The following is a 20,695-nucleotide window of genomic DNA, read 5'->3' as shown; positions in this document are numbered from 1 at the left end:
CGTCAACTTATGTGACGTGGATGATGCGGGGCCTGGTCCTCCTCGGGGCGCTCCTGTGGGGCCTGGTGTGTTACGAGGTCGTGAGCGAGGTGGGACGGCCCTTCGCGGGCTTCCGCTACGAATCGAACCTCAACGTCTCGCCCCAGACCGTACCCAGCTGGAATGGGCCGCGACAGGGCCTCGCACCCTACGATCGCCTCGTCTCGGCCAACGGCGTCGCGCTGCGCACGACCCTGGACCTCCAGCGCTTGATCGCCCGTAGCGCCCCCGGCACGCCCGTCGTCTACGAGGTGGACCGCAACGGGCGCAGACTCGCCATCACGGTCAAAATCCAGCAGTTGCAATGGCGCGACGTCGTGATCGGCTTCGCCCCGACGCTCCTCATCGGCCTGCTGCACATCGTGATCGGAAGCATGGCCTTCTTCCTCAACCCCACCTCCCCCGCGGTGCGGGCGCACCTTCTGCTCGCGCTCACGCTCGGGGTCGGCCTGCAGACGCTCGGCATCGACTTTTCGTTTTCCCAGTGGTTCCCGCGCCTGTACCTCCTTCTCGTCTGCTTCCTCGGCGCAACCGGCGCGCACCTGGCGCTGACCTTTCCGCGCCCCTTGCCGCTGATCGCGCGCAAACCCCGGTTGCTCGTCCTGGCGTACCTGCCGGCGGCGCTGCTCGCCATCGCCTACCAGCTGGACTACCGCCCCTTCGGGATCGCCGCCTCGGCCCCCCCCCACTACTTCGGCAACACGCTCGTCGTCTGGGGTATCCTGAGCGCCCTCGGCTTCCTGGTCCTTCTCACCCGCCTGCTGCTGGTCGCGACGAACGGCAGGTCCCGCACGGCGCGCCAGCAGGGCTTGATCGTCCTGATCGGGGCGGTGGCGGGGTACCTGCCGAGCGTGGTGGCGTACGTGATCCCGATCGTGATGAACCAGGGGGACCGGCTCTCGATGCGGCAGATCAACCTGGCATACGCGCTCTGCACGATCTTCCCCGTGACGGTCGCCTACGCCATGCTGCGCCACCGGCTGTTCGGGATCCGCATGGTCATCAAGCGAACGATGACCTACGCGTTCGTCTCGATGGTGCTGACCGTTCTCTACTTCGCGCTCGTGCACGTGACGGATCGCATCCTCGAACCGCACTCGCGCGCGGGCGGCGTGCTCGCCATCCTCGTCCTGACGATGGTCTTCGCCCCTCTGCACCAGTGGACCCAGCGCGTGCTCGAGCGGCTCTTCTTCCGGGCGTCCTACGATCCCCAGCGCATCACCGCCGAGTTCGGCGACGCCCTCAAGTCGCTGCACGATCCCCAGGAAATCGTGTCCCTCTTCGCCGACAGGCTCCAAGCCGCCCTGCAGCCGCGGGCCCTGGCGGTGGTGCTCGAAGGGTCGTTCGGTGACCTGAAGGTCTTGAGGGCCGACAAGCCCGCGGCGGCCGAGCGCCTCGAGGAGGGCATCAGCATTCCCTTGCGCTCGGGCGCAAGTCGCATCGGGACGCTCCAGCTCGGCCCTCGCAGGACGGGGTATGCCTACGACGAACACGACGGCCTGTTCCTGAACAACCTGGCCCAGCAGATGACCGGCGCGCTGCGCAGTGCCGAGCTGTTCCGCGCGCTGCAGGCGCGCAACGCGGAGCTCGAAGAGGCCAACCATCACCTCAAGGAGCTGGACCGCCTCAAGAGCAACTTCCTCAACGCCGCCTCGCACGAGCTGCGCACGCCGCTCGCCTCGATCGTGGGCTACGCGGAGTTCCTCGAGGACGGGCTAGGAGGCGAGCTGAGCGAGACCCAGGCGACCTACGTCGGACAGATCCAGGCCGGTGCGGGCCGCCTGCAGCGCCTGGTGGAGGACCTGCTGGATTTCGCGCGGGTGGAGGCCGGGACCCTCGCGATCCAGCTCGAGCCGATCGATCTGGTGGAGAAGGTCCGGGGCGTGATCGACGGCCTCAGGCCCCAGGCGCGCGCGGTCCAGGTTTCCCTGGCAGAAGAGCTGCCGTCAGAGCCCCTGGTGCTCGACCTGGACGCGCAGCGCATCGAGCAGGTGCTCTTCAACCTCATGGCCAACGCCATCAAGTTCACCCCGGAAGGGGGCGAGGTCACGATCTCCCTGCGAGAAACCCCCGAGGGGGCCCGCGTGGAGGTCAGGGACACGGGCATCGGGATCGCGCGCGAGCACGTGCCTCACCTCTTCCAGAAATTCTTCCAGGTCAACACCGGCACCACGCGCCAGTACGGCGGGACCGGGCTCGGGCTCTCCATCGCCAAGGCCTTCGTCGAAGCCCACGCGGGCCGGATCGGCGTCGAGAGCACGCCCGACGAGGGCAGCGTCTTCTGGTTCAGCCTGCCCCGCGCCCCCGAGAACGCCTCCGGCCTAGCGGATCCCGAGGCGCCGCTCGGGCAGCTCGCGTGAGGTGAGGCGATAGGCGAGTGCCGCGGCCAGCAAGGTCAACAGCATCCATGCCAGGGTCATCGGGTACGCCTCGAGGGTGCTGAGCACCCCCCAGCCCGCGCCGAGCAGGTAAACCGCGAGCGCGACCCCTCGCCGGCGACCCAGCCGCAGGCCCTCGATGCGCAGCACCGCGCAGGCGCTCAGGGCGCCGAAGACGGCGAGGGTGACTCCCACCGCGCCGAGCAGCGCCTCGAAGGAGTTGGTGACGGTCATGACCGCCGAAAGCGCCGTCATGAGCCCGACCGCGCCGGCGCCGCCCCAGCGGCCCTCCCCCCAGCGCATCCAGGTCGGCAAGTAGCCGTCCTCGGCCATCGCGGCGCAGACGCGAGGCCCGGTCATGCTCATCGCCACCACGCTCGACACCAGCACCGCCAGGACCATGACCGAGGCGAGCGTGCCGCCCGCCGGGCCGAGCAGCCTCACGGCCACCAGGTGCCCCAGGGTCAGGGCCGACGACTGGGACTGCGCCACCGTCGCGAGCTCGGCGCTCGAGAGGGCGCTGACGAAAACGAAGTTGAGCAGCAGGTAGATCCCGGCGACCAGGCCGCACCCGAGCCACATGGCGCGCGGCACGTTCCGGGCGGGGTCCTCGACCTCGCTGGCCATGTAGACGGCCGCGCTCCAGCCGGTGAACGCGAAGCCGACGTAGATCTGGCCCACCGCGAAGGGCATGGAGGACAGCTCAGCGAGCACGGCGGGCGTCGGCAGGACCCGCGCGGGATCGAGGATGCCCGAGAAGAGGGCCGCCCCCGCGAAGAGCAGGATCGTCGCCACCTTGACGACGACCCCCAGGTTCTGGAGCGCCACGCCCCACCTCAGGCCCGAGGCCTGGACCGCCCCGAGCCCGATCACCAGGGCGAGCGCGATTGGAAGGGCGAACCCGCGGGCCCCGAGGGCCTCGGCGTAAGCGCCGGCGGCCATCGCGGCCATGGCGATCGGGGCGGCGAAGCCGAAGACGATGGTGACCCACCCCGCCGCGTACCCGGCGAAGGGGTGGTACAGGTCGTGAAGGAAGCGGTACTCGCCCCCGCTGCGCGGCACATGGGCCGCCACCGCCGCGTAGCAGCTCGCGCCGCACGCCGCGAGCACGCCCCCCAGCAACCACTCCAGCAGGATCGCAGCCGGCGAGAGATCCCTGGCCAGCAGGCCGCTGGTGACGAACACCCCGCTGCCGATCATGGTGGCGACGGCGAGGCCCACCGCGCTCGGCAGGCCCAGGCGCCCAGTGGGGGTTGAGGTCATGGGACGACTCCTCGTAGATTTGGACAAAGCTTAACGGGATCATAACAGCGCTTTGCCCGATTCGGACGATAACTTTTATGCCTCGCCTCATGTTCGAGAGGGTCCGATGAAACGCCTGCTGCCTCTGCTGATCGCCCTTCCGATGCTCAGCGCCTGTTCGATCGCATCGCCCTTCGCGCCGGACGCGCAGGGCGTGCGCGCCTTCGCCAAGGGCCGCGACGGGGTGGCGCTCATCAAGGCTTACTACGCGCCGCTCACCAAGCGCGACCCGGACCTCATCGCCAAGAAGTACGACCTGATGAGCGAATCGGCCTTCGCCTTCTTCCGGGGCAGCGCCCACCTCTTCTACGCGGACGTGGCCCAGGACAAGTCGCTCGCCACCCGCGTGAAGATCCCCCTGCAGGGCGACATGCACCTGGAGAACCTGGGGACCTATCAGGGCGCCGACGGGATCGTCGCCTACGACCTCAACGACTTCGACGAGGCCTTCGTCGGGCCGTACACCTGGGACGTGGCGCGCTGCGCGACCAGCATCCTTCTTGCGGCCGACGAGGCCGGACTGAAGGGCCACGAGGGCCGCGAGCTCGCCGAAGCCTTCGTTTCAGGCTACCGCGGCGAGCTCGAGACGCTCGTGAAGAGCCCGCAGCAGCTGTCGCGCCCCCTGGGCGCCGATGCGCTGCGCGGCCCCGCGCTCGATGCGATCGCAAGCGCCGGCAAGGTCTCGCGCGCCGACTTCATCGACAAGCTGACCAGCCATGGCAGCTTCAAGCTCGGCAAGAAGCTCTCGGCCTGCGACGAAGGGACCCGCGAGCGGCTGCGCGTGGCCGTCGATCGCTACGCCGCGGGGCGCGGCGAGAGCGCGCGGTTCTACCGGGTCAAGGACGTGGCCGCGCGGCTTGCGGGCGTGGCGAGCATCGGCCGCTACCGCTACGTGGCGCTGCTGGAAGGGGCGAGCGAAGCGCCCGGCGACGACGTGATCCTGGAGTTCAAGGAGGAAGGACCGACGACCGCCGCCCCCTATGCTGCCGCCCCCGTCTCGGACGAGGCCGCGCGCGTGGCTGCGGCCTATCGCTACTTCCTGCCGAGCCCCGATCGCTTCCTCGGCACGGCGCGCATTCAAGGCCTGGACTACCTGGTCCGGGAGCTCCAGCCCGCCAAGAGCGGCGTGGAGCTTGCCGAGCTCAAGGGCGCCAAGGACTTCGCCAAGCACATGCCTGCCGTCGCCCTGGTCGCCGCGCGCGCCCATGCCCGCTCCGGCCGCGGAGCCGACCTGCTCGCCGACATGGGCGACGCGCAGGCCTTCGTCTCGCGCATCCTCGACTTCGCGCTCGCCTATCAGGCCCAGGTCCGGCAGGACCACCTCGCCTTCAAGAAGCGGTACTAGTCGGGCGTTCTAGAGAACCCCGGCCTTCTCAGGCCAGGGCCCTGACGGCTTGGTCCGGCGTCAGCGGGGCGTGCCTCGCGATCGCTTCGAACAGGGTGTGGTCGCTGAGATCCGCTCCCCACCCGCCCATGCCGGGGGCCTGGCGCTCGAAGTGGCGACGAATGAACTTTGCGGCGATCGCGAGCATCCGTCCCTCGCCGAGCGCCACGTCTTCCTCGGCCGACTCCAAAAGCAGCGTCGCCTGGTAGACGCGGATGGCCCAGTCGCTCCACTCCTTGGCGAAGAGGGTCCGTTCCTGACCTGCCGAGGCCAGCTGCTGGAAGCCCTGCACCAGGCGATCGAGTGCTGCCAGGGCCTGGCCGCGATACGGCGCCGACTCGGGCTGACGCAGGGCGCCGAGGCGCGCGCGCAGCGATTCGAAGAGGACCTCGTGGGCGCCCTCCTTCTCCAGGCAGCGCACCACGTCCAGGACCAGGATGTTGGTGGTCCCCTCCCAGATGGGCAGCACCTGGGCGTCGCGCAAGAGCCGCGGGGTGATGAAGGTCTCGACGTAGCCGTTGCCGCCCAGGAACTCGCACGCCTGCGAGGCGAAGTCCACGGCCTGGCGCGCCGTGTGATACTTGATCTGAGGGGTCAAGAGGCGCAAGAGCTTCCGCTGCTCAAGGGTCGCCAGGCCGTCGTCCTGCCGGTCCAGCAGGGCGATCGTCTCCCACACCAGGGCCATGGAGGCCTCCTGCTCGAGGGTCATCTCCACCAGCTGGCGCCGGACCATGGGGTAGGCCTCGATCAGGTGGCCGAAGGCCGCGCGCTCTTGCGCGTATCCCAGGCACTCGTACAGGGCGCGCCGCATGAGGGCGACCGACGCCACCGCGTTGTAGGTGCGGCTCAGGTTGAGCATCTCGGTCATGTAGGCGAAGCCGCGCCCCAGGTCCCCCACCGCGAACGCGCGGGCGCCTTCGAGCGAGATCTCGGCGCTCGGCATGGATCGGGTGCCCAGCTTGTCCTTGAGGCGATTGATGCGGTAGCGGTTGGCGGATCCGTCCACCCAGGTACTGGGCATCAGGAAGAGGCCGAGGCCCCTGGTGCCCGACGGGGCCCCCTCGGGGCGCGCCAGGACCATCATGACGCCGGCCTCGCCGGCGTTGCTGCAGAACCACTTGTCGCCGAAGAGCTCCCAGTGATCCCCGACCTGCCGGGCGGTGGCGAGGTTCGCCCCCACGTCCGAGCCGCCCTGCTTCTCGGTGAGGAACATGGCCCCCTGCAGCAGCGTTTCGGGATCCCGCGAGGTCAGCCCCGGCAGGTAGCGCGCCTTGAGGGCTTCGTCCCCGAAGGCCGCGACCAGGCGGGCTGCGCCCTCGGTCATGCAGATGGGACAGTAGAGGCCCTGCTCGGCCTGGGCGAAGACGTAGCCGAGGCCGAAGGCCAGGACGTGCGAGACCCCGCCCTCGCGAGCGCGAAGCGCCGGGTCGTGGTACATGCCGCCGAGGCCCGCCCCGTAGGCCAGGCGGGTCATCTCGCGGTAGCTCGGATGGCACTCGACCGCGTCGATGCGCTCGCCCCAGGCGTCGTAGGCCTTGAGGGTCGGCGGATGCTGGTTGGCGAGCTCGGACAGAGGCGGAATGACGTCGGTGGCCATCCGTCCCATCTCCTGGAGCCAGGCCATTCCCCGGTCGCGCTGCTCAGGAGGCAAGCGCCGCTGCATCAGGCGCCTGAAGCTGCGGTCGGACGCGAAGAAGTCGCGTTCGGCATCAGCCTGCTGGGGAGAGACCTTTGAATCGACGTTCATCCCGGACCTCCTGGGGCGCGGGCGCCCCCTGTGCGTGTTGGGTGCGACGTTATCAGCGGCGATCGCGCGGCTTGGCGCGATCGTACTGGGGCGGCCAGGCCATCTCGTGGCCCAGGGAATGGGCCGCATGCAGCGGCCAGTAAGGGTCGCGCAGGAACTCGCGGCCGAGCAGGACCAGGTCCGCCTGGCCCTCGCGGATCACGGCGTCGGCCTGCTCGGGCGCGCTGATGAGGCCGACCGCCGAGGTGGGGATGAGCGCCTCGCGCTTGATCCTTGCCGCGAACGGGACCTGGTAGTTGGGACCGACGGGAATGACCGCACCGGGAACGAGCCCGCCGGTCGAGACATCCACCAGATCGACGCCCCGCCCCTTGAGGCGCCTGGCCAGCTCGACCGATTGATCCGCGTCCCAGCCCCCCTCGGCCCAGTCGGTCGCCGAGATCCGGACGAAGACGGGCATGCCTTCGGGGCAGCGCGCGCGCACGGCCTCCACCACCTCGACGAGCAGGCGGATGCGGTTCTCGAAGGAGCCGCCGTAAGCGTCCGAGCGCTGGTTGGAGAGCGGCGAGAGGAACTCGTGGAGCAAGTAGCCATGGGCGGCGTGGATCTCGACCAGCGAAAAGCCCGCTGCCACGGCCCGTTCGGCCGCAGCGGCGAACGCCTGCACCACCCGGCGAATCCCCGCCTCGTCCAGGGCCTGCGGGACCGAGCAACCCTCGTCGAACGGGATGGCGCTCGGGGCGCACAGCGTCTCCCATCCCCCCTGCTCGCTCGAGAGGGGAGCCCCGCCCTCCCAGGGGCGGCTGGTACTCGCCTTGCGCCCGGCATGCGCAAGCTGGATCCCCGCGACCGCGCCGTTCTCGCGCAAGAAGCGCGCCAGGCGAGCGAGCGGCTCGGCGTGAGCCTCCGACCAGATCCCCACGTCCTGGGGCGAGATGCGGCCGATGGCCTCGACTGCGGTCGCTTCGACCATGACGAGGCCCGCCCCGCCGACGGCCCGCGCGCCGAGATGCACCAGGTGCCAGTCGTTGGCGAAGCCGTCCACGGCGGAGTACTGGCACATGGGCGAGACCCCGATCCGGTTGCGGAACGAGACCGCGCGGAGCACCAGGGGATCGAACAAATGCATGGATGCCGCCTTTCTGCTAGTGCCATGGCGCCTTGCGACGCGCTACCATGGTGTCCTGCCGCCGCCACACTCAGGAGGGACCCTTGACCTCTCGCCAGCAAGCCGATCACCTGGTCCGCGCCCTCTACCTGCGCCGGTTCGGGGACGTTCCCTACGACCCGACCCGCGTCCTGGAAGGGCACCGGATGGCGACCGCCATTCAGGCCCTGACGGAGCTCGGCTTCGCGGAGCCCGACCTGACCCAGGCCCTGCGAGAGTACATGACCTACTGGGACGACGCCACCTACGCCGGCCTGGCTCGCTACATGACGGCCAAGCTCGCCAAGCAGAGAAGCTGATCGCCGCGGACGCGACGAGCATCAGAACCCTGCTCATATTCTACCATCGTGACAGGTCTGGTGCCGTCGTCGTGCGACTCGACGCCGTCGGTGCGCAGTAGGCCGGTCCTTACGCTGGTTGGCGCTTCTTGCGCGGCGTCCAGCCGTTGAGCGAGAGCGCCGCGAAGAGGATCAGGAGCGCCACGATGCTGATGGGGTGGAAGGGCTCTCCCAGCAAGAAGATCCCGAGCATCATCCCGACCATGGGCACCATGTAGTTGCTCAGCGACGCGAAGGTCGGCCCCGCCTTGGCGATCAGCACCACGTACAGCAAGTAGGCAAGCCCTGCGTTCACCGCGCCGAGGAAGAGCAAGGCCCCCAGCGCCTCGAGGCTCCAGGGGAGCGTCCAGGGGCGGTCCACCCACAGCGCGAGCGGCAGCAACTGGAGCGTCGAGGCGAAGAGGATGTTGCGGGCCGTGGTGATGAAGGTCGGCGAGTCGAGGCGCTTGATCAGCACGAGCCCGGCCGCGAAGCAAGCCGATCCGCCGAGCATCGCGACCATGGGCAGCGTGCTCCCGCCGAGGCCATGCTGGAGGCTCGCCGCGTTGAGCACCAGCACGCTGAAGAAGCCGAGCCCGATGCTCAGGAAGTTGCCGAGCGTCAGACGCGTCCCTGCGATCAAGAGCGGCGTCAGGATCAGGGCGAAGAGGGGGATGGTCCCGTTCAGGATGGCGGCGGTGCCGCTCTCGAGCTGGCGCTGGCCCCAGGTCATCAAGAAGAAGGGCAGGGTCGCATCCACCACGGCGATCCCGAAGTAGGTCGAAAAGGGGATCTTGCGGGCTTCGACCGGCGTCGCGCGGCGCTCGCGCGAGAAATGGAAGATCAGGGCCAGGGTCAGGGCCGCGATCCCCGAGCGTAGCAGCGCGATGGTGAGCGGCGGCAGGGTATTCAGGGCGATCGCGTTGAAGAAGAACTGGGATCCCCAGATGAGGCTTATCGCCAGGAGGAGCGGAAGGTGTTTGTTCATGTCGAGGAGTATATCAGAGCTCAAAGCCGCGCCACCAGGCCATCAGACACCCATGACCCCGGCGCAATCAAGCGGACTCCGTTCGTTTGGGCACCTCGCCACCTTGACCCGCTCGGTGGCGATGAGATGATAATGGGAAGGATAGCGTTCGACCAAGGAGGCAGCCATGCCCAGGACGACCAAGGACCTGCTGGAGACGATCCACGAGCGGGGACACCTCGGGGGCAGGCAGATGAGCGAGATCGTGGCGGCCGTCCACAAACACAACGGCCAGTCCGACAGCGCCGCCGACATCTGGGATCGCGCGGCGCACCACGATCTGGGACACTTGTTCTATCTCTACAAGGATGCCGAGCGGTGGCTCGACGTCCACGGCAATGAACTGAGCCGCCCCGAAGTGGAGCGGCTCTGGGAGGTCATCACCTGACGTGCACACGATCCGGATCCCGGCGGTTTCATCGCCCAGCGGCAGCAAGCGAAGCTACCACTTCGAGGACCTGGTCCGGGCCGGCTTCGGCCCGGGCCGCATGATCCCGTCGGGGATCGACTGGGGCGACCTGGAGGCGTCCTGGCACGGTGATCACTGGATCTACCGGGCCAAGACGCCCCAGGGGAACCTCTGGCTGATGCTCAACGACCCCGTTTCGAGCCGGGGTCGCGCCTTGCTGGCCCAGACTTCGCCCGAAGCCTAGAACCCGGGCATGAGGGGCCGCCACCAGGGGATGGCGAACAGGATCGCGAGCGTCGAGAGGGTGTACCAGATGGCCGCGGTGCGGAACTTGGAATCGTTGCTCGCCTTCTTGACCATGACGCTACCCACGTGGGCGAGGACGACGGCGACCAGCATCAAGAAGCTATGCTCGACCGCGAAGAAGCGAACCGATGGCTCCTTCATGGCGGCCTTCATGTTCGACAGCGCGCCCCGGGTCACGGGGCTCAACGCGAAGTAGAGAACGAGCCCGATCAGGAGCTGCAGGTCCAGGGCCCCGGTGAACATCACCCCGTACCGGCGATCGCCCTCCTTCCACTCCTTCTTGCCGAGCCAGCCGGTGAAAGCCATCACCAGCGCGAGCGCAGCCAAGACGATGACCAGCCAGCGCAGCAAGTTATGAATACCAAGTACCATCGGATACATAATTAGCAACCTTTCTATGGGATTGAGCCGATGGATACTACCGCATCCCAGAAAGGGCCGCAAGCGCGCTACGGGATGTAACGGATCTCCACGCGCGCGATGTAATCCTCGAGCACCGAAATGAGCCGCGAAAGCTCCGCTGCGTCCGAGGCCTTCGCGGCCCGCTCGAGCGAGCGCCCGCAGTCCGTGATCGCCGGGAAGCCGAAGGTGCTGCCCATGCCTGCAAGGTTGTGGCCCACCCGCCTGACGGTGGCCAGATCGTGCTTGGCCAGAGCGACGCGCAGGGTCTGCACGTCGAGCTGGCGGTTCTCCATGAAGAGCGGGATCAAGGAGGCGAGCGCTTGACGCACGGTGGCAACGTAGCCGGGCCGAGAATATGCGGCCAAGGCCCTAGCCTCGTGCGCTCGAGGCGAGCGCCGTGCGGGCCTCGCGGCCCAGAGGCTCGCCCCGCAAGGCCTTGCGGATCCAGAACTCGGTCACCTTTCCGGCCATCACGACCTCACCGTCCACCGCGATGACCGGGATCGCGTAGCGGAAGCGCTCGTAGAGGGCGGCGTCCGAGTGGATGTCGACGATGTCGAGCTGAAAGGGCTGATCGGCAGCGACCTTGTCGAGCAGGGCCTTGGCCTGGTCGCAAAGACAGCAACCCGGTCCGGAATAGAGCGTCAGGCGCGGCATGGGGACTCCTGGGTCAATCGAGCGGAAACAAGGCGAACAGGGTGGTTATACCCGCTCGTCCTCAGTGGTCCACGCCGGGGGGTGGGTTTTGCACTAGTCGAGATAGGAATCGAGCGACAAGATCTCGGCGCGCGGGGCTCCCTCGCCCGTGACGTGCCGCACCGTGCGGTAGGTGCCGCCTCCCGGGCGGCTCGCGGTGGAAGGGGTCGTCTCCAGCCGGATGCGCCTGGTGCCAGAGGCATCCCCCTTCACGCGAACCCAGAGGGCCTCGTCCACCAGGCGCGCCTCGAGGCGCACGGGCGCGACGCCGGCGTTGCGCAGGCGCAGGTCCGCGCGCCCGTACCACACGGTGGCGTCGCGGCCGGGCGGCACCGAGCGCACCCGGCGCAGGTGGGGGTGGCGCTCGACGATCGCAAGCCCCCCCAGCGCGGCGGCGTTGTAGAGGGTCGAGGACACCTGGCAGATGCCGCCGCCGACGCTGCTGGTCAGGTCGCGCTCCAGGTAGGCGGGCGCGAGCCGGTAGCCCCGCTCCGGGGTGCGGGGGCCGACCCGCGCGTTGAACGACCAGACCTCGCCCGGCTCGATGACCGCCCCGTCGATGGCCGCCGCGGCCCGCGCGATGTTCGCCCGCTGCGCCTCGCTGCGCTCGAAGAGCCCGGAGCGAAACGCCCCCAGCTCCGCCTGGAAGGGGCGCCTCGTCCACAGGCCGAGCCCGAGTGCGAGGACCAAGAGCGGAACCAGAGCCCAGAGGCGGGGCCTCACTCCGCGATCTCCAGGCGCGTCTCGGCGGCGCGGGCCCGCACCTCGGGTGCGTACATCCCCTCGGCCACCGTGGGCAGCACGTGGTAATCCCCCGGCAGCTCGGGCCGCAGCACGTAGTACAGCGCATGGGATCCCGAGGCCAGCTCCCGCTCGAAGAAGACGACCCTGTCGTCCCTCACGGCCATGCCGCTCCACCCGGCGGTCCCCTGGGGCGTCACCACCTCGGCCCCCGCGATCAGCGGGTCCTCGACGAGCATGTAGCGCAGCGGCGCGCGCGCCTCGAGCGTCAGGCGCACGAGGACCTTGGCCTGCGACTTCACCCTTCCGCCGATCGGCGAGAGCTTGGCCACCTGCTTGGGGTCGAAGCTCGAACCGGCCAATGCACCGTTAGCCTGCCACCCGGCGAAGGTCTTGTCGTCGAGCTGGAAGTAATCCCGGCGGACCGCGACGTCCGATCCGGCCTTGGCCGGGATGTCCTCGCGCCGCGCGTCGAACGAAAGCAGCGCCGCGTAGGGCAGGCTCCCCTTGCCTTGGGGCCTCAGGGTGACGACGTGGCGGCCAGGTGCCAGCCGTGCCGCGTCGAGCGAAAGGGTCGCTCCCGTGTAACGTCGCTCGGCGGCGAGCGACAGGCGCTCCACCGGCGATCCGTCGACGAGCACCTCGCAGGCCTCGGGCAAGCCCTCGGCTGCTCCCGTCCGAACGGCGTCGGAGAGGGCCATCACGATGGCTCCCGTGTCCTTGGTGCTCTGCCAGCGATCGCCCTGGCGGGTCGTCAGCAGCCAGCGAACGGCCTCCTGCACCTCGGGCGAGCCGGGGGCGACGGCAAGCCCCGCTCGCACGGCATACGCCGTCGTCTCGGTGGCCCCGTCGTACCAGGAGTAGGCGGCCGCCCCGCTCTCCCAGTGGGTCAGGGTGCCGGTGCGCACGGCGCGACCCGCAAGCTCCGTCCAGAAGGTGCGGGCCCGCCCCTCATCGCCCGACTCCGCGAAGGCGAGCGTCGCCAGGGCGCGGCCGTAGTTCGAGAGATCCGCTCGGCTGGCGTAGAGCTTGTCGCGCAGCCCGGGCGCGCTTCGATCCCAGGCGCCGAGGGCCCAGACGGCCGAGGCGAGGGCATCGGCGCCCGCCCCGCGCCGCACCTCGTGCCTGGTCACCAGGTCCTTCCCGAGGCGCTCGCCCTGCCGCTCGAGGTAAGCGAGGGCCTGCCGCACGGGCTCGGCCGGCACCTCGAAGCCCGAGAGGCTCGCCTCGCGCAGGCCGAAGAGGGCGTATGCCGTAAGGTCCACCTCGCTCTCGTCGGGGCCGAACCATCCCCAGCCTCCGTCCGCATGCTGGAAGCGCACGATCCGGGCGATGCCCTCCTCGGCCTGCTTGCGCCCCTGCGCTCCGAGGCCGAAGCCGTCCAGGCCGAGCCGGGAAAGGACCCGCGAGGCGCGGAGCTCGGGGACGAAGCGGCTGGTGGTCTGCTCGAGGCAGCCGTAGGGGTAGCGCCTGAGGTAGGAGAGGGCGGGGCCGATCGCCGCGAGCGGGGTCGGGGTGAGCGACAGATCAAAGCGAAGCGTCTCGGGGACGGCGTCCGGTGGCACCACCAGTTCGATTGACGAGGGGCTCGCGGCCTCGGTGAAGCCGGTGAAGGCCAGGCGCTCTGGGGTGCCGTGCGCCAGCACCGGCACGCCGAGCGCGAGCGCGTCGCTCGCGCCCGTGCCCACCGCCTTGAAGGTGAGGCTCGCCGTCCCCGGCGCCACGGGCTCCACCGAGAGGTCCAGGCGCGACAGGCCGTTGCGCGCGACCGAGAGCCGCTCGGGCCAGGTGCTCGCCACCTTGAGGTTCGACGCCGCGAGCGCCAGGCGCACGGTCTGGTCCTCTGGGGTGTAGTTGTGGACCAGGGCCGCGATGGTGATGCGATCGCCCATGACCAGGAAGCGCGGCATGGCGAGGCGCACCAGAAGGTCCTTGGTCGCGATGAACTTCTCTCGCGTCACGCCCACCTGGGTGCTCGCCGTGTACGCCTGGGCCTTGACCACCCAGGTGGTGAGATTGTCGGGCAACAGGAAGCGCACCGTGGCCTTGCCGTCGGCGCCGGTGCGGATCCTGGGGAACCAGGCGGCGGTGTCCTTCAGGTTCTTGCGGATGCGCGGCTCCTCGGTGTCCTTGCCCGGGCCGCCCGAGTAGTCCTCGACGAAGGAGTAGCCGGTCGTCACCCGGTTCCACGAGGGGCCGTGGAACGTCCGGCGGATGTCGGGGGTGGGGTCGGGGGAAAGCGCGTAGATGGCCTCGTCCACCACGCCGAGGGCCACCTCGGCGGCGACCGGCCGGCCCGCGAGGGTGCGGGTCTCCACGTCGAGGCGCGCCTCCTCGCCGGGCAGGTAGCGCTCCTTGCCCGGCTTGACCGTCACTGCGAGGAAGGAGGCGTCAGGGCTCACGTTGAGCGAGCGCTCCGCCTGGAGGAAGGCCTTGCCGTCCACCACCGCCGCGCAGACGAAGGCGTTGGGGCGATAGTCCTTCGTGATGGGAATCGAGACGATCCGCGCCGCCTGGCCGGCACCCAGCACCTCGGCGTGGTAGAGGCGCTGGCCCTCGACGCTCAAGAGCGCGTAGACGTCGCCGCGCGGCAGTTGCACGAGGACCTTCGCCACCTCGCCCACCCGGTACCGCTTCCGATCGAAGGTCAGCCGGATGAGGCCCTGTCGGTAGCTTTCCCCTTCCCAGCTCTCGCCCGCCACCCACATGGAGGTCGTCGCAGTGACGACGCGGCCTTCACGGTCGGCCGCCGTCACGACGAGGCGATAATCACCCGAGCGATCCGGGATCGGCACCGAGAGCCGAGCCTCACCTCGCGCGTCGGTCGAAACCTGCCAGCTCCCCGCCGGGGTGCGCTTGGTCTCGTAGGTGCGCCCCTCGTCGCGGGTGAGGGTCTCGACCCGCTCCAAGCGCACGCTCGCCTTGGTCCGCGCGGGCTTGCCGTCCAGGTCCAGGGCCCTCACCGAGACGCTGGCCGAGGCCCCCGGAGAGTAGACGTAGCGATCGGGCGTCAGCTCGAGGGTCAGGGCGCCCTGGGTGACCAGGAAGGTGCCGGATCCGCGCACGACCTGACGACTCGCGTCCACCGCCTCGAGCTCCACCGTGTAGCGCTGATCAGAGGGGCCGTCCTCGCCCCGGCCCAGCTCGGCCGGGACGCTGAGGGTCACGTGCCCCGCCGCGTCCGTGACGGCTTCGCCCTGGCTCACGAGATTTCGGTAGCCCCAGTCGTAACCCTCCGCGCCCTCGAAGCCCGAGTAGAAGGCGTCATCCTCGCTCGCCCATGGGTAGTAGGAGCTCGAAAAGACGTTGTAGTGGACCTTGGCGCCCACGACCGGGGCGCCGAAGTAGTAGGAGGCGGCGACCACCGCCTTGGCGGTCTCTCCCGGGTAGTGGCGCGCGCGCTCGGGGCGCACGTCCAGCTTGAACTCGGGCTTGCGGTACTCCTGCACCTTGAAGCCCGCCTCGTGCCGCTCGCCCCCGACCAGGACGATCACCCGGTAATCCCCGAGCAGGGGCTCCTCGGCAAGGGTCAGGCGGCCGTCGAGCGCACCCAGCGCGTCGGTGCGCGTGGCGACCTGATGGACCACGTTCTCCTGGGGATCGATCACCTGGACCGTCACGGGCAACGCCGGCAAGTTGAGGTTCTCGCCGCCCATCGCGCGCCGGATGATGGCCTTGTAGGCGACCTCCTGGCTGGGCCGGTAGATGGGGCGGTCGGTGAAGACCTGGGCACGGTACTGCTCCCCGGCGCCGTAGTAGTACGACTGGGCGTGGGCCGGCGCGCCCGAGAGCTCGCCCATGAGCAGGAGGGTCTCGGCGCCCCGGTAGGAGCGCCGGATGAGGCCCTCGGCGTCGGTCGCCGCGCTCCAGCGCAGGCCCCGGTCGTCGTAGGCCCGGACCGGTACCCCCGAGAGCGGCTTGTTGGTCAGGAGATCGACCGCGTAGACCAGCACCGAGTCGGCCGAGCGCTTGGTGACCAGCGACAGGTTCGTCACCTCGAACCAGTAAGTGTCGCTGCGCCTGGCCGGCACGCCCCGGACCACGCCCGAGCCTTCCACCGCGAGCATGTAGGCGCCGCGGGAAATGTCGCTCACCTCGATCGCGCGATAGAACCAGTCGTCCTCGTCACTCGCCTGCGGCTTGACGGTGCGGTCCCACTCGCGCACCAGGGTGGCCGAGGCGCCGAGGGCGGCAGGTGACGCGTCGCTGAGGTGCGAGAGCGCGTTGGAGCTGGTCGAGAGGCGCGCCAGGTCGATCCGGTAGAGCTTCAGGTGGAGCCTGTCCAGGAGGGTGCCGCGCAGGCCGAGGCGGACCTTTTCCTTTGGGGTGAAGACGCGCTGGTGGTGGGCGAAGTAGACGTTCGGATCGCGCGGAGCAAGGGCGAAGCGAACATTTTCGACGGTGCGGTCCTCCTCGACCTGGATCGCAGGGCTGGACCACTGGCTGTCGAAGCCCCTGGCACGCGCCTGGACGTTGTACTGCCCGACGGGCAGGCGATCCATCCGGAAGGTCCCGTCCGCCTGCGCGATCGCCGTCCGGATGATGGGCCCCATGAAGTGGATCCGCGCATTCGGCAGGGCCTTGCCCGCCGCGTCGCGGACCACCCCGGTCACCGATCCCGCGGGGGCTTCGCTCGCGATGATCCCGACCCCGGTCGCCCCGAAGAGGCCGACGACCAGGATCACAAGCCAAGTCAAGACGCGACGGAGATTCATGGGGCCTCGCTCTCTGGACCATAGACGACGGTGGGAAAGCGGAACATGAGAAGGGGCTCGTGGGGCTTGAGGCCCGCCTTCCGGCGGCACTCGGCGATCTGGTGGCGGGCGCTTCTGGCCTCGCCCGGCAAGAGGATCGCCCCGCGGCCCCGCGCCGTGACGAAGAGCCCCTCGCGCATGGGAAAGAGCTCTGCGGGATGGGAAGCGGGCGTCAGCGGGCCGACCAGCGAGACGAACATGTCGAGGCGCTCCCACTCGTGCCTCGAGATGGGCGCGTGCCGGTAGTCGAAGCGCAGGGCCTTGACGGCCGCCACCCCGATGGCCTCGTAGAGCGTCGGCTGCTGCGGGTAGACCGTCCCCCAGCACCCCCGGGTCGCGCCCGAGCGCGCGTAGGTGACGAAGGCGCCCCCCGGTACCAGCAAGCGCCTGTCGACGCCGCGCGGCGCGGCACCCGGCAAGGCGCCGTCCTTCAGGTAGACGCGGACGGCCGCATGGGCGATCGCGCGCACCTCGCGCGCGAGGGCCCGATCGTGCCGGTAGGCCTCGAGGGGCAGCGCCGTGGCGGCGCTCGCCAGGCACAGCACGAGCCCCAGGGCGCACGCGACCCTCCTCACGGCGCCACTCCCACCACCCGGGTCCCGGGGTAGTAGGCCGAAAGGATCCGCCGCCAGTCCCAGCCGGCGCGCGCGCGAGCGCGCGCTCCCCACTGGCAGAGCCCCACCCCGTGCCCCAGGCCCTTGCCGACGAAGACGAAGGAGGCGCCCTCGCGCCGGACGTCGAAATTGAGGCTCTTGACCAGACCCCAGCCCAAGTGACGTCCGAGCGCCTGCCAGAAACGGTAGCCCGTCATGGCCGTGCCATCCACCTCGACGCCGCCCACCCAGCCGCCCGGCGCGCGATCGCGCACCGAGACGGCGTCGATTTCATCCCGGCCGAGGGCGGCGGCCACCCGGGAGGCTGCGATCCGGACGCGCCAGGGAGCAGCGAACGGGGAAGCGGCGCAGTAGGGGTCGGGCTGAGCGAGCAGATACGAGACCGGCGGCCCCCCAAAGACCGCACGGCTGTCCGCGCCTTGGCCCGCGCAGGTCGAATGGTACAGGACGCGGATCGGCGCGCCGCGATCGCTCAGGATGCGGCCGCGCGTCGCCTCGGCGGCGCGCACCGCCTCACCGGTCGCAAGGCCCGCGTACGCCTGGCAATGGGTGAGGTCGCAGAGAGCGTGGCCGGGATGCGCGCCGCCGCGCACCGCGAGGGTACGGGCGAGCACCGCCTGGGCCATCTTCGCCTGCAAGGGCCAGTCGGCGGGCATCTCGGCGCTGACCACCCCCGCCACGTAGCGCTCGATGGGGACCTCGTTGACGACGACCAGGCGGCCAGCTTCGGCGAAGAGGCGCACGCGGCCGGGGTAGCGCCGGCGCTCGGAGCCGACGCGCAGCTCCACCACGCCGTCCGGCCGATCACCGATCAAAAGGACCCGCTCGGGCGAGGGCCGGCCGTCGAGGCGAAGGGAGGCGCCCTTCGCCTCGACGACGCAAGGGCCGTGTGGCGCCACGCCAGGAGGCGTCCCAGCGAGCTCCAGGGTGTCGCGCAGGCGCCGCTCGAGGACCCGGACCTCCACCCAGCCTGGCGCAGGCTGCGCCAGGGCGGGCTGGGCAAGGCCGGCGAGCAAGAGGCAAGCGAGGGCGAGGCGCCTCACGAGCGCGCCCCCTCGAAGACCCGCCGCGCGATGGGGGCGGCCGCCTCGAAGCCCGTCCCGTGCTTGACGAAGACCACGACGGCGAGCGTCGGGCTGAAGCCCGCGAACCAGCCGTGGCGCAGGTGGGGGGCCGCAAGCTGGGTGGCGCTGCCGGTCTTGCCGAAGAGGGCAAGGCCCGGGACGTTGGCCGGCTGCGCCGTGCCCGAAAGGACCGCGCGCCGCATGCCGGCGCGCACGGCCTCCAGGCTCTCGCCGCCCGGCACGGCGCCGAGGACGCGGCCGGGCTCGCCCGGCCAGTGGGGGCGACGACGCACCCCGCCCGACGCGAGGGCCGCCGTGAAAGAGGCCACCTGCAAGGGGGTCGCAAGCAGCAACGGCGTGTCGCCGTAGGCCAGATCGAGCACCTGTTCGCGCGTCGTGAGCGTGCCCAAGCGCCCGGCGCTCTCGTACGGCAAGCCGATGCCGGTGCGCACGCCGAAGCCCGCCTGGAGGAAGGCCGCTCTGAGGCGGGCCGATCCGAGCGCCTCGCCCTGGGCGTAGAAGTAGGTCGAACACGACTGGGCGATCGCCTCCTCGAGATCGAGCTTCCCGTGGCGCCTCCAGCAGCGGTGGGCTCCGTAGCGGCCGTCGCACCTCAAGCGGCGCGCGGGATCCGTCAGGCCCGCCTCCAGGCTCGCGAGCCCCGTCACCAGCTTTGCGATCGAGCCGACGGGGTAGGTCCCACCTGCCGCCACCCTGGGGTTGACCAGCGCCAGAAGGGTGCCGTCACGCGGATCCAGCGCGACGATGCAGCCCTCGCGCGAGCCGAGCGCCTCGGTGGCGACCTGCTGGAGCGAGCTGGCCTTGGCCTGGGCGCTCGCGCCCAGGACCAGCAGCGCCGCGAGCAGCAGCCTCGTCATGTCGCGACCGTCGGATCGAGGCGGCGGCGGACCAGGGCGAGGCCGTACCCGAAGAGCACGATCGAGAGGGCCGCGAAGACGGCGGCGCGCATCGGGCGCGGGGTGTTCATGACCGAGATGAGCCAGGGGGCCGAAAGCAGCGAGAGGGCCGAGGCCCCGAGCAGCACGGGCGGCAAGAGGATCCCCAGCTGCGGCGTGCCGCTCTCGGGGCGCGCGAGGGCGAAGGTCAGGCCGAGGAGGACCAGGCCCATGACGTAGGTGGCGAGCGGCTCGATGTGGACGAAGTAGCCCATGCCGAGCGGCAGCGACAGGGTGAGGAAGGCGGCGATTCCGAGCAAGATCCCCTTCAGCGAGAAGTGACGGCACAGGGCCTGGAGGGCGAAGGGCACGAGCAGGGCGGCCGCCAGGCCGAGCGCGGTGTAGGGGTGGGTCAGATCGACCCCCACCTGGCGCAGGTAGGTCCGATCCAGGAAGAGCTGCAGCAGGGCCCGGCCCGCGAAGCTCGATGCAAGCAGGCCCGCCGCCGAGAACGCGAGGCCGCGATCCGCCAGAAAGAGCCCGGCCCCCACCCCCGCGATCGCCACCCCGTGGATGCCGAAGAAGCGGTTGCACAGGAGCAGGGCCCCGCCCGCCACCAGCGCCACCCCGAGTGCCGCGATCGCCCGCGCGGCCTCCGCCCGCGCGGCCATTCGCGCCATGGCCCCGAGCACGAGCGCCGCCACGACGCCGGCAAGCGCCGCCCAGAGGAAGCGCGGATCGAGGCGAAGCCCCCACAGCCCCGCGGGCAGCGCGAGCCCCGCGAGCAGCAGGCCGCCCGCAGGCGCCCCCCAGGCCCCGGGCAGCGAAAGGGTCGCGTACCGGCACCCGAGGGCCAGAGCCGCCCAGGCGAGCGCGCGCGAGGTGCCGATCGAATGCTGCGGCGCGGCGCGATCGCCCCACACCATGGCCGCCGCCAGGGCCCCGACGAGCGCGAGGGCGAGCGCCAGCTCCGCGGCGCGCGGCGCCTGGTCGAGCGACTGGATCAGCACGGTCGCAGCCAGGCCAAGGACGCCCCCGAAGAGGGCGTACGAGAGCAGAACCGGGTCGCTCACCCCGACGTCGGCCAGGACGAAGGGCACGAGCGCGATCGAAAAGCGAAGCAGCGTGTCGCGGGTCGCGTCGCCCGCCCCTGCCAGCAGCGGCGCGTAGGCCCATGCGAGCCCGAGGCCGCCGCCCACCAGCAGGCCACCGAGCGCATGCCAGCCCTTGAGGGGGGTGGGCGCCACCGCGAAGGCGGCGACGCCCATTCCCGCGAGCACGGCGGCGCAGGCCCAGGCGAGCGCGCGGGGCGTCGCGGCGCGCGGCGTGGCCTGCAGGCGTTCGCGGTACCAGGCGTGAGCCACGATCCCGAGCGCGACCAGCACGGTGAAGATCCACAGCACGACGGCGATTTGTCTAGGATGCATGGCCACGTCTCCTGTTGTGCGAAG

General features: G+C 70.4%; 18 protein-coding genes. 5 read left to right on the top strand and 13 right to left on the bottom strand.

Going from position 1 to position 20,695, the window contains the following annotated elements; genetic code table 11:
- Positions 1 to 23 precede the first annotated feature (23 nt).
- Positions 24 to 2,399, top strand: coding sequence for an ATP-binding protein (locus tag V6D00_15330; GenBank protein ID HEY9900548.1), 2,376 nt, complete (start codon positions 24 to 26; stop codon positions 2,397 to 2,399).
- Here V6D00_15330 and V6D00_15325 read toward each other — a convergent pair.
- Positions 2,361 to 3,680, bottom strand: coding sequence for an APC family permease (locus tag V6D00_15325; GenBank protein ID HEY9900547.1), 1,320 nt, complete (start codon positions 3,678 to 3,680; stop codon positions 2,361 to 2,363). The two genes, V6D00_15330 and V6D00_15325, sit on opposite strands and share 39 nt — an antisense overlap.
- A gap of 106 nt (positions 3,681 to 3,786) precedes the next feature.
- Between V6D00_15325 and V6D00_15320 the strand changes: the two genes are divergently transcribed.
- A complete protein-coding gene (locus V6D00_15320) occupies positions 3,787 to 5,064 on the top strand; it encodes a DUF2252 family protein (protein ID HEY9900546.1) in 1,278 nt (425 codons plus the stop codon).
- A gap of 28 nt (positions 5,065 to 5,092) precedes the next feature.
- On the opposite strand, the gene V6D00_15315 is transcribed toward V6D00_15320, so the two are convergent.
- Positions 5,093 to 6,850, bottom strand: coding sequence for an acyl-CoA dehydrogenase family protein (locus V6D00_15315; GenBank protein HEY9900545.1), 1,758 nt, complete (start codon positions 6,848 to 6,850; stop codon positions 5,093 to 5,095).
- Between the two features lie 52 nt (positions 6,851 to 6,902).
- On the bottom strand, positions 6,903 to 7,979 hold the full coding sequence (locus tag V6D00_15310) for an NADH:flavin oxidoreductase/NADH oxidase (protein ID HEY9900544.1): 1,077 nt from the start codon (positions 7,977 to 7,979) through the stop codon (positions 6,903 to 6,905).
- 83 nt (positions 7,980 to 8,062) lie between these two features.
- On the opposite strand from V6D00_15310, the gene V6D00_15305 reads away from it, so the two are divergent.
- Positions 8,063 to 8,317 (top strand): hypothetical protein, encoded by a 255-nt coding sequence (locus V6D00_15305; GenBank protein ID HEY9900543.1) that lies wholly within the window; start codon positions 8,063 to 8,065, stop codon positions 8,315 to 8,317.
- Positions 8,318 to 8,426: 109 nt separating this feature from the next.
- Here the strand turns inward: V6D00_15305 and V6D00_15300 are convergent, their stop codons facing one another.
- Complete coding sequence (locus V6D00_15300; GenBank protein ID HEY9900542.1) at positions 8,427 to 9,323, bottom strand: EamA family transporter; 897 nt, start codon at positions 9,321 to 9,323, stop codon at positions 8,427 to 8,429.
- Between the two features lie 166 nt (positions 9,324 to 9,489).
- On the opposite strand from V6D00_15300, the gene V6D00_15295 reads away from it, so the two are divergent.
- Both V6D00_15295 and V6D00_15290 read left to right on the top strand, forming a co-directional pair.
- On the top strand, positions 9,490 to 9,750 hold the full coding sequence (locus V6D00_15295; protein HEY9900541.1) for a hypothetical protein: 261 nt from the start codon (positions 9,490 to 9,492) through the stop codon (positions 9,748 to 9,750).
- A gap of 1 nt (position 9,751) precedes the next feature.
- Positions 9,752 to 10,015 carry a hypothetical protein gene (locus V6D00_15290; protein HEY9900540.1) on the top strand — a complete coding sequence of 88 codons (264 nt, stop codon included), beginning with the start codon at positions 9,752 to 9,754 and terminating at the stop codon, positions 10,013 to 10,015.
- Here the strand turns inward: V6D00_15290 and V6D00_15285 are convergent.
- The 9 genes from V6D00_15285 to V6D00_15245 form a co-directional block, all read right to left on the bottom strand.
- Complete coding sequence (locus V6D00_15285) at positions 10,012 to 10,449, bottom strand: hypothetical protein (protein ID HEY9900539.1); 438 nt, start codon at positions 10,447 to 10,449, stop codon at positions 10,012 to 10,014. The two genes, V6D00_15290 and V6D00_15285, sit on opposite strands and share 4 nt — an antisense overlap.
- A gap of 77 nt (positions 10,450 to 10,526) precedes the next feature.
- Complete coding sequence (locus tag V6D00_15280; GenBank protein ID HEY9900538.1) at positions 10,527 to 10,844, bottom strand: Hpt domain-containing protein; 318 nt, start codon at positions 10,842 to 10,844, stop codon at positions 10,527 to 10,529.
- Positions 10,845 to 10,848: 4 nt separating this feature from the next.
- Positions 10,849 to 11,136, bottom strand: coding sequence for a glutaredoxin family protein (locus V6D00_15275; protein ID HEY9900537.1), 288 nt, complete (start codon positions 11,134 to 11,136; stop codon positions 10,849 to 10,851).
- Between the two features lie 93 nt (positions 11,137 to 11,229).
- Entirely contained in the window at positions 11,230 to 11,898 is a 669-nt protein-coding gene (locus V6D00_15270) for a VanW family protein (protein HEY9900536.1), read from the bottom strand.
- A complete protein-coding gene (locus V6D00_15265; GenBank protein ID HEY9900535.1) occupies positions 11,895 to 16,631 on the bottom strand; it encodes an alpha-2-macroglobulin family protein in 4,737 nt (1,578 codons plus the stop codon). Before V6D00_15265 ends, V6D00_15270 begins: the two co-directional genes overlap by 4 nt.
- The gene (locus tag V6D00_15260) at positions 16,628 to 17,245 is read right to left on the bottom strand and encodes an AMMECR1 domain-containing protein (GenBank protein ID HEY9900534.1); all 618 of its coding nucleotides are present in this window, start codon (positions 17,243 to 17,245) and stop codon (positions 16,628 to 16,630) included. The genes V6D00_15265 and V6D00_15260 overlap by 4 nt, the downstream gene beginning before the upstream one ends.
- Positions 17,242 to 18,327 carry a SpoIID/LytB domain-containing protein gene (locus V6D00_15255; protein HEY9900533.1) on the bottom strand — a complete coding sequence of 362 codons (1,086 nt, stop codon included), beginning with the start codon at positions 18,325 to 18,327 and terminating at the stop codon, positions 17,242 to 17,244. Before V6D00_15255 ends, V6D00_15260 begins: the two co-directional genes overlap by 4 nt.
- Positions 18,324 to 19,226: a penicillin-binding transpeptidase domain-containing protein gene (locus V6D00_15250; GenBank protein ID HEY9900532.1), complete on the bottom strand. Its 903-nt coding sequence runs from the start codon at positions 19,224 to 19,226 to the stop codon at positions 18,324 to 18,326. The genes V6D00_15255 and V6D00_15250 overlap by 4 nt, the downstream gene beginning before the upstream one ends.
- Complete coding sequence (locus tag V6D00_15245) at positions 19,223 to 20,671, bottom strand: hypothetical protein (protein HEY9900531.1); 1,449 nt, start codon at positions 20,669 to 20,671, stop codon at positions 19,223 to 19,225. The genes V6D00_15250 and V6D00_15245 overlap by 4 nt, the downstream gene beginning before the upstream one ends.
- Positions 20,672 to 20,695 lie beyond the last annotated feature (24 nt).

The organism is Pantanalinema sp., assembly GCA_036704125.1.
In the GTDB taxonomy this organism is placed as follows: domain Bacteria; phylum Cyanobacteriota; class Sericytochromatia; order S15B-MN24; family UBA4093; genus JAGIBK01.
Note: the sequence above shows the minus strand (reverse complement) of the source record. Positions and strands in the feature narration are given on the sequence as shown.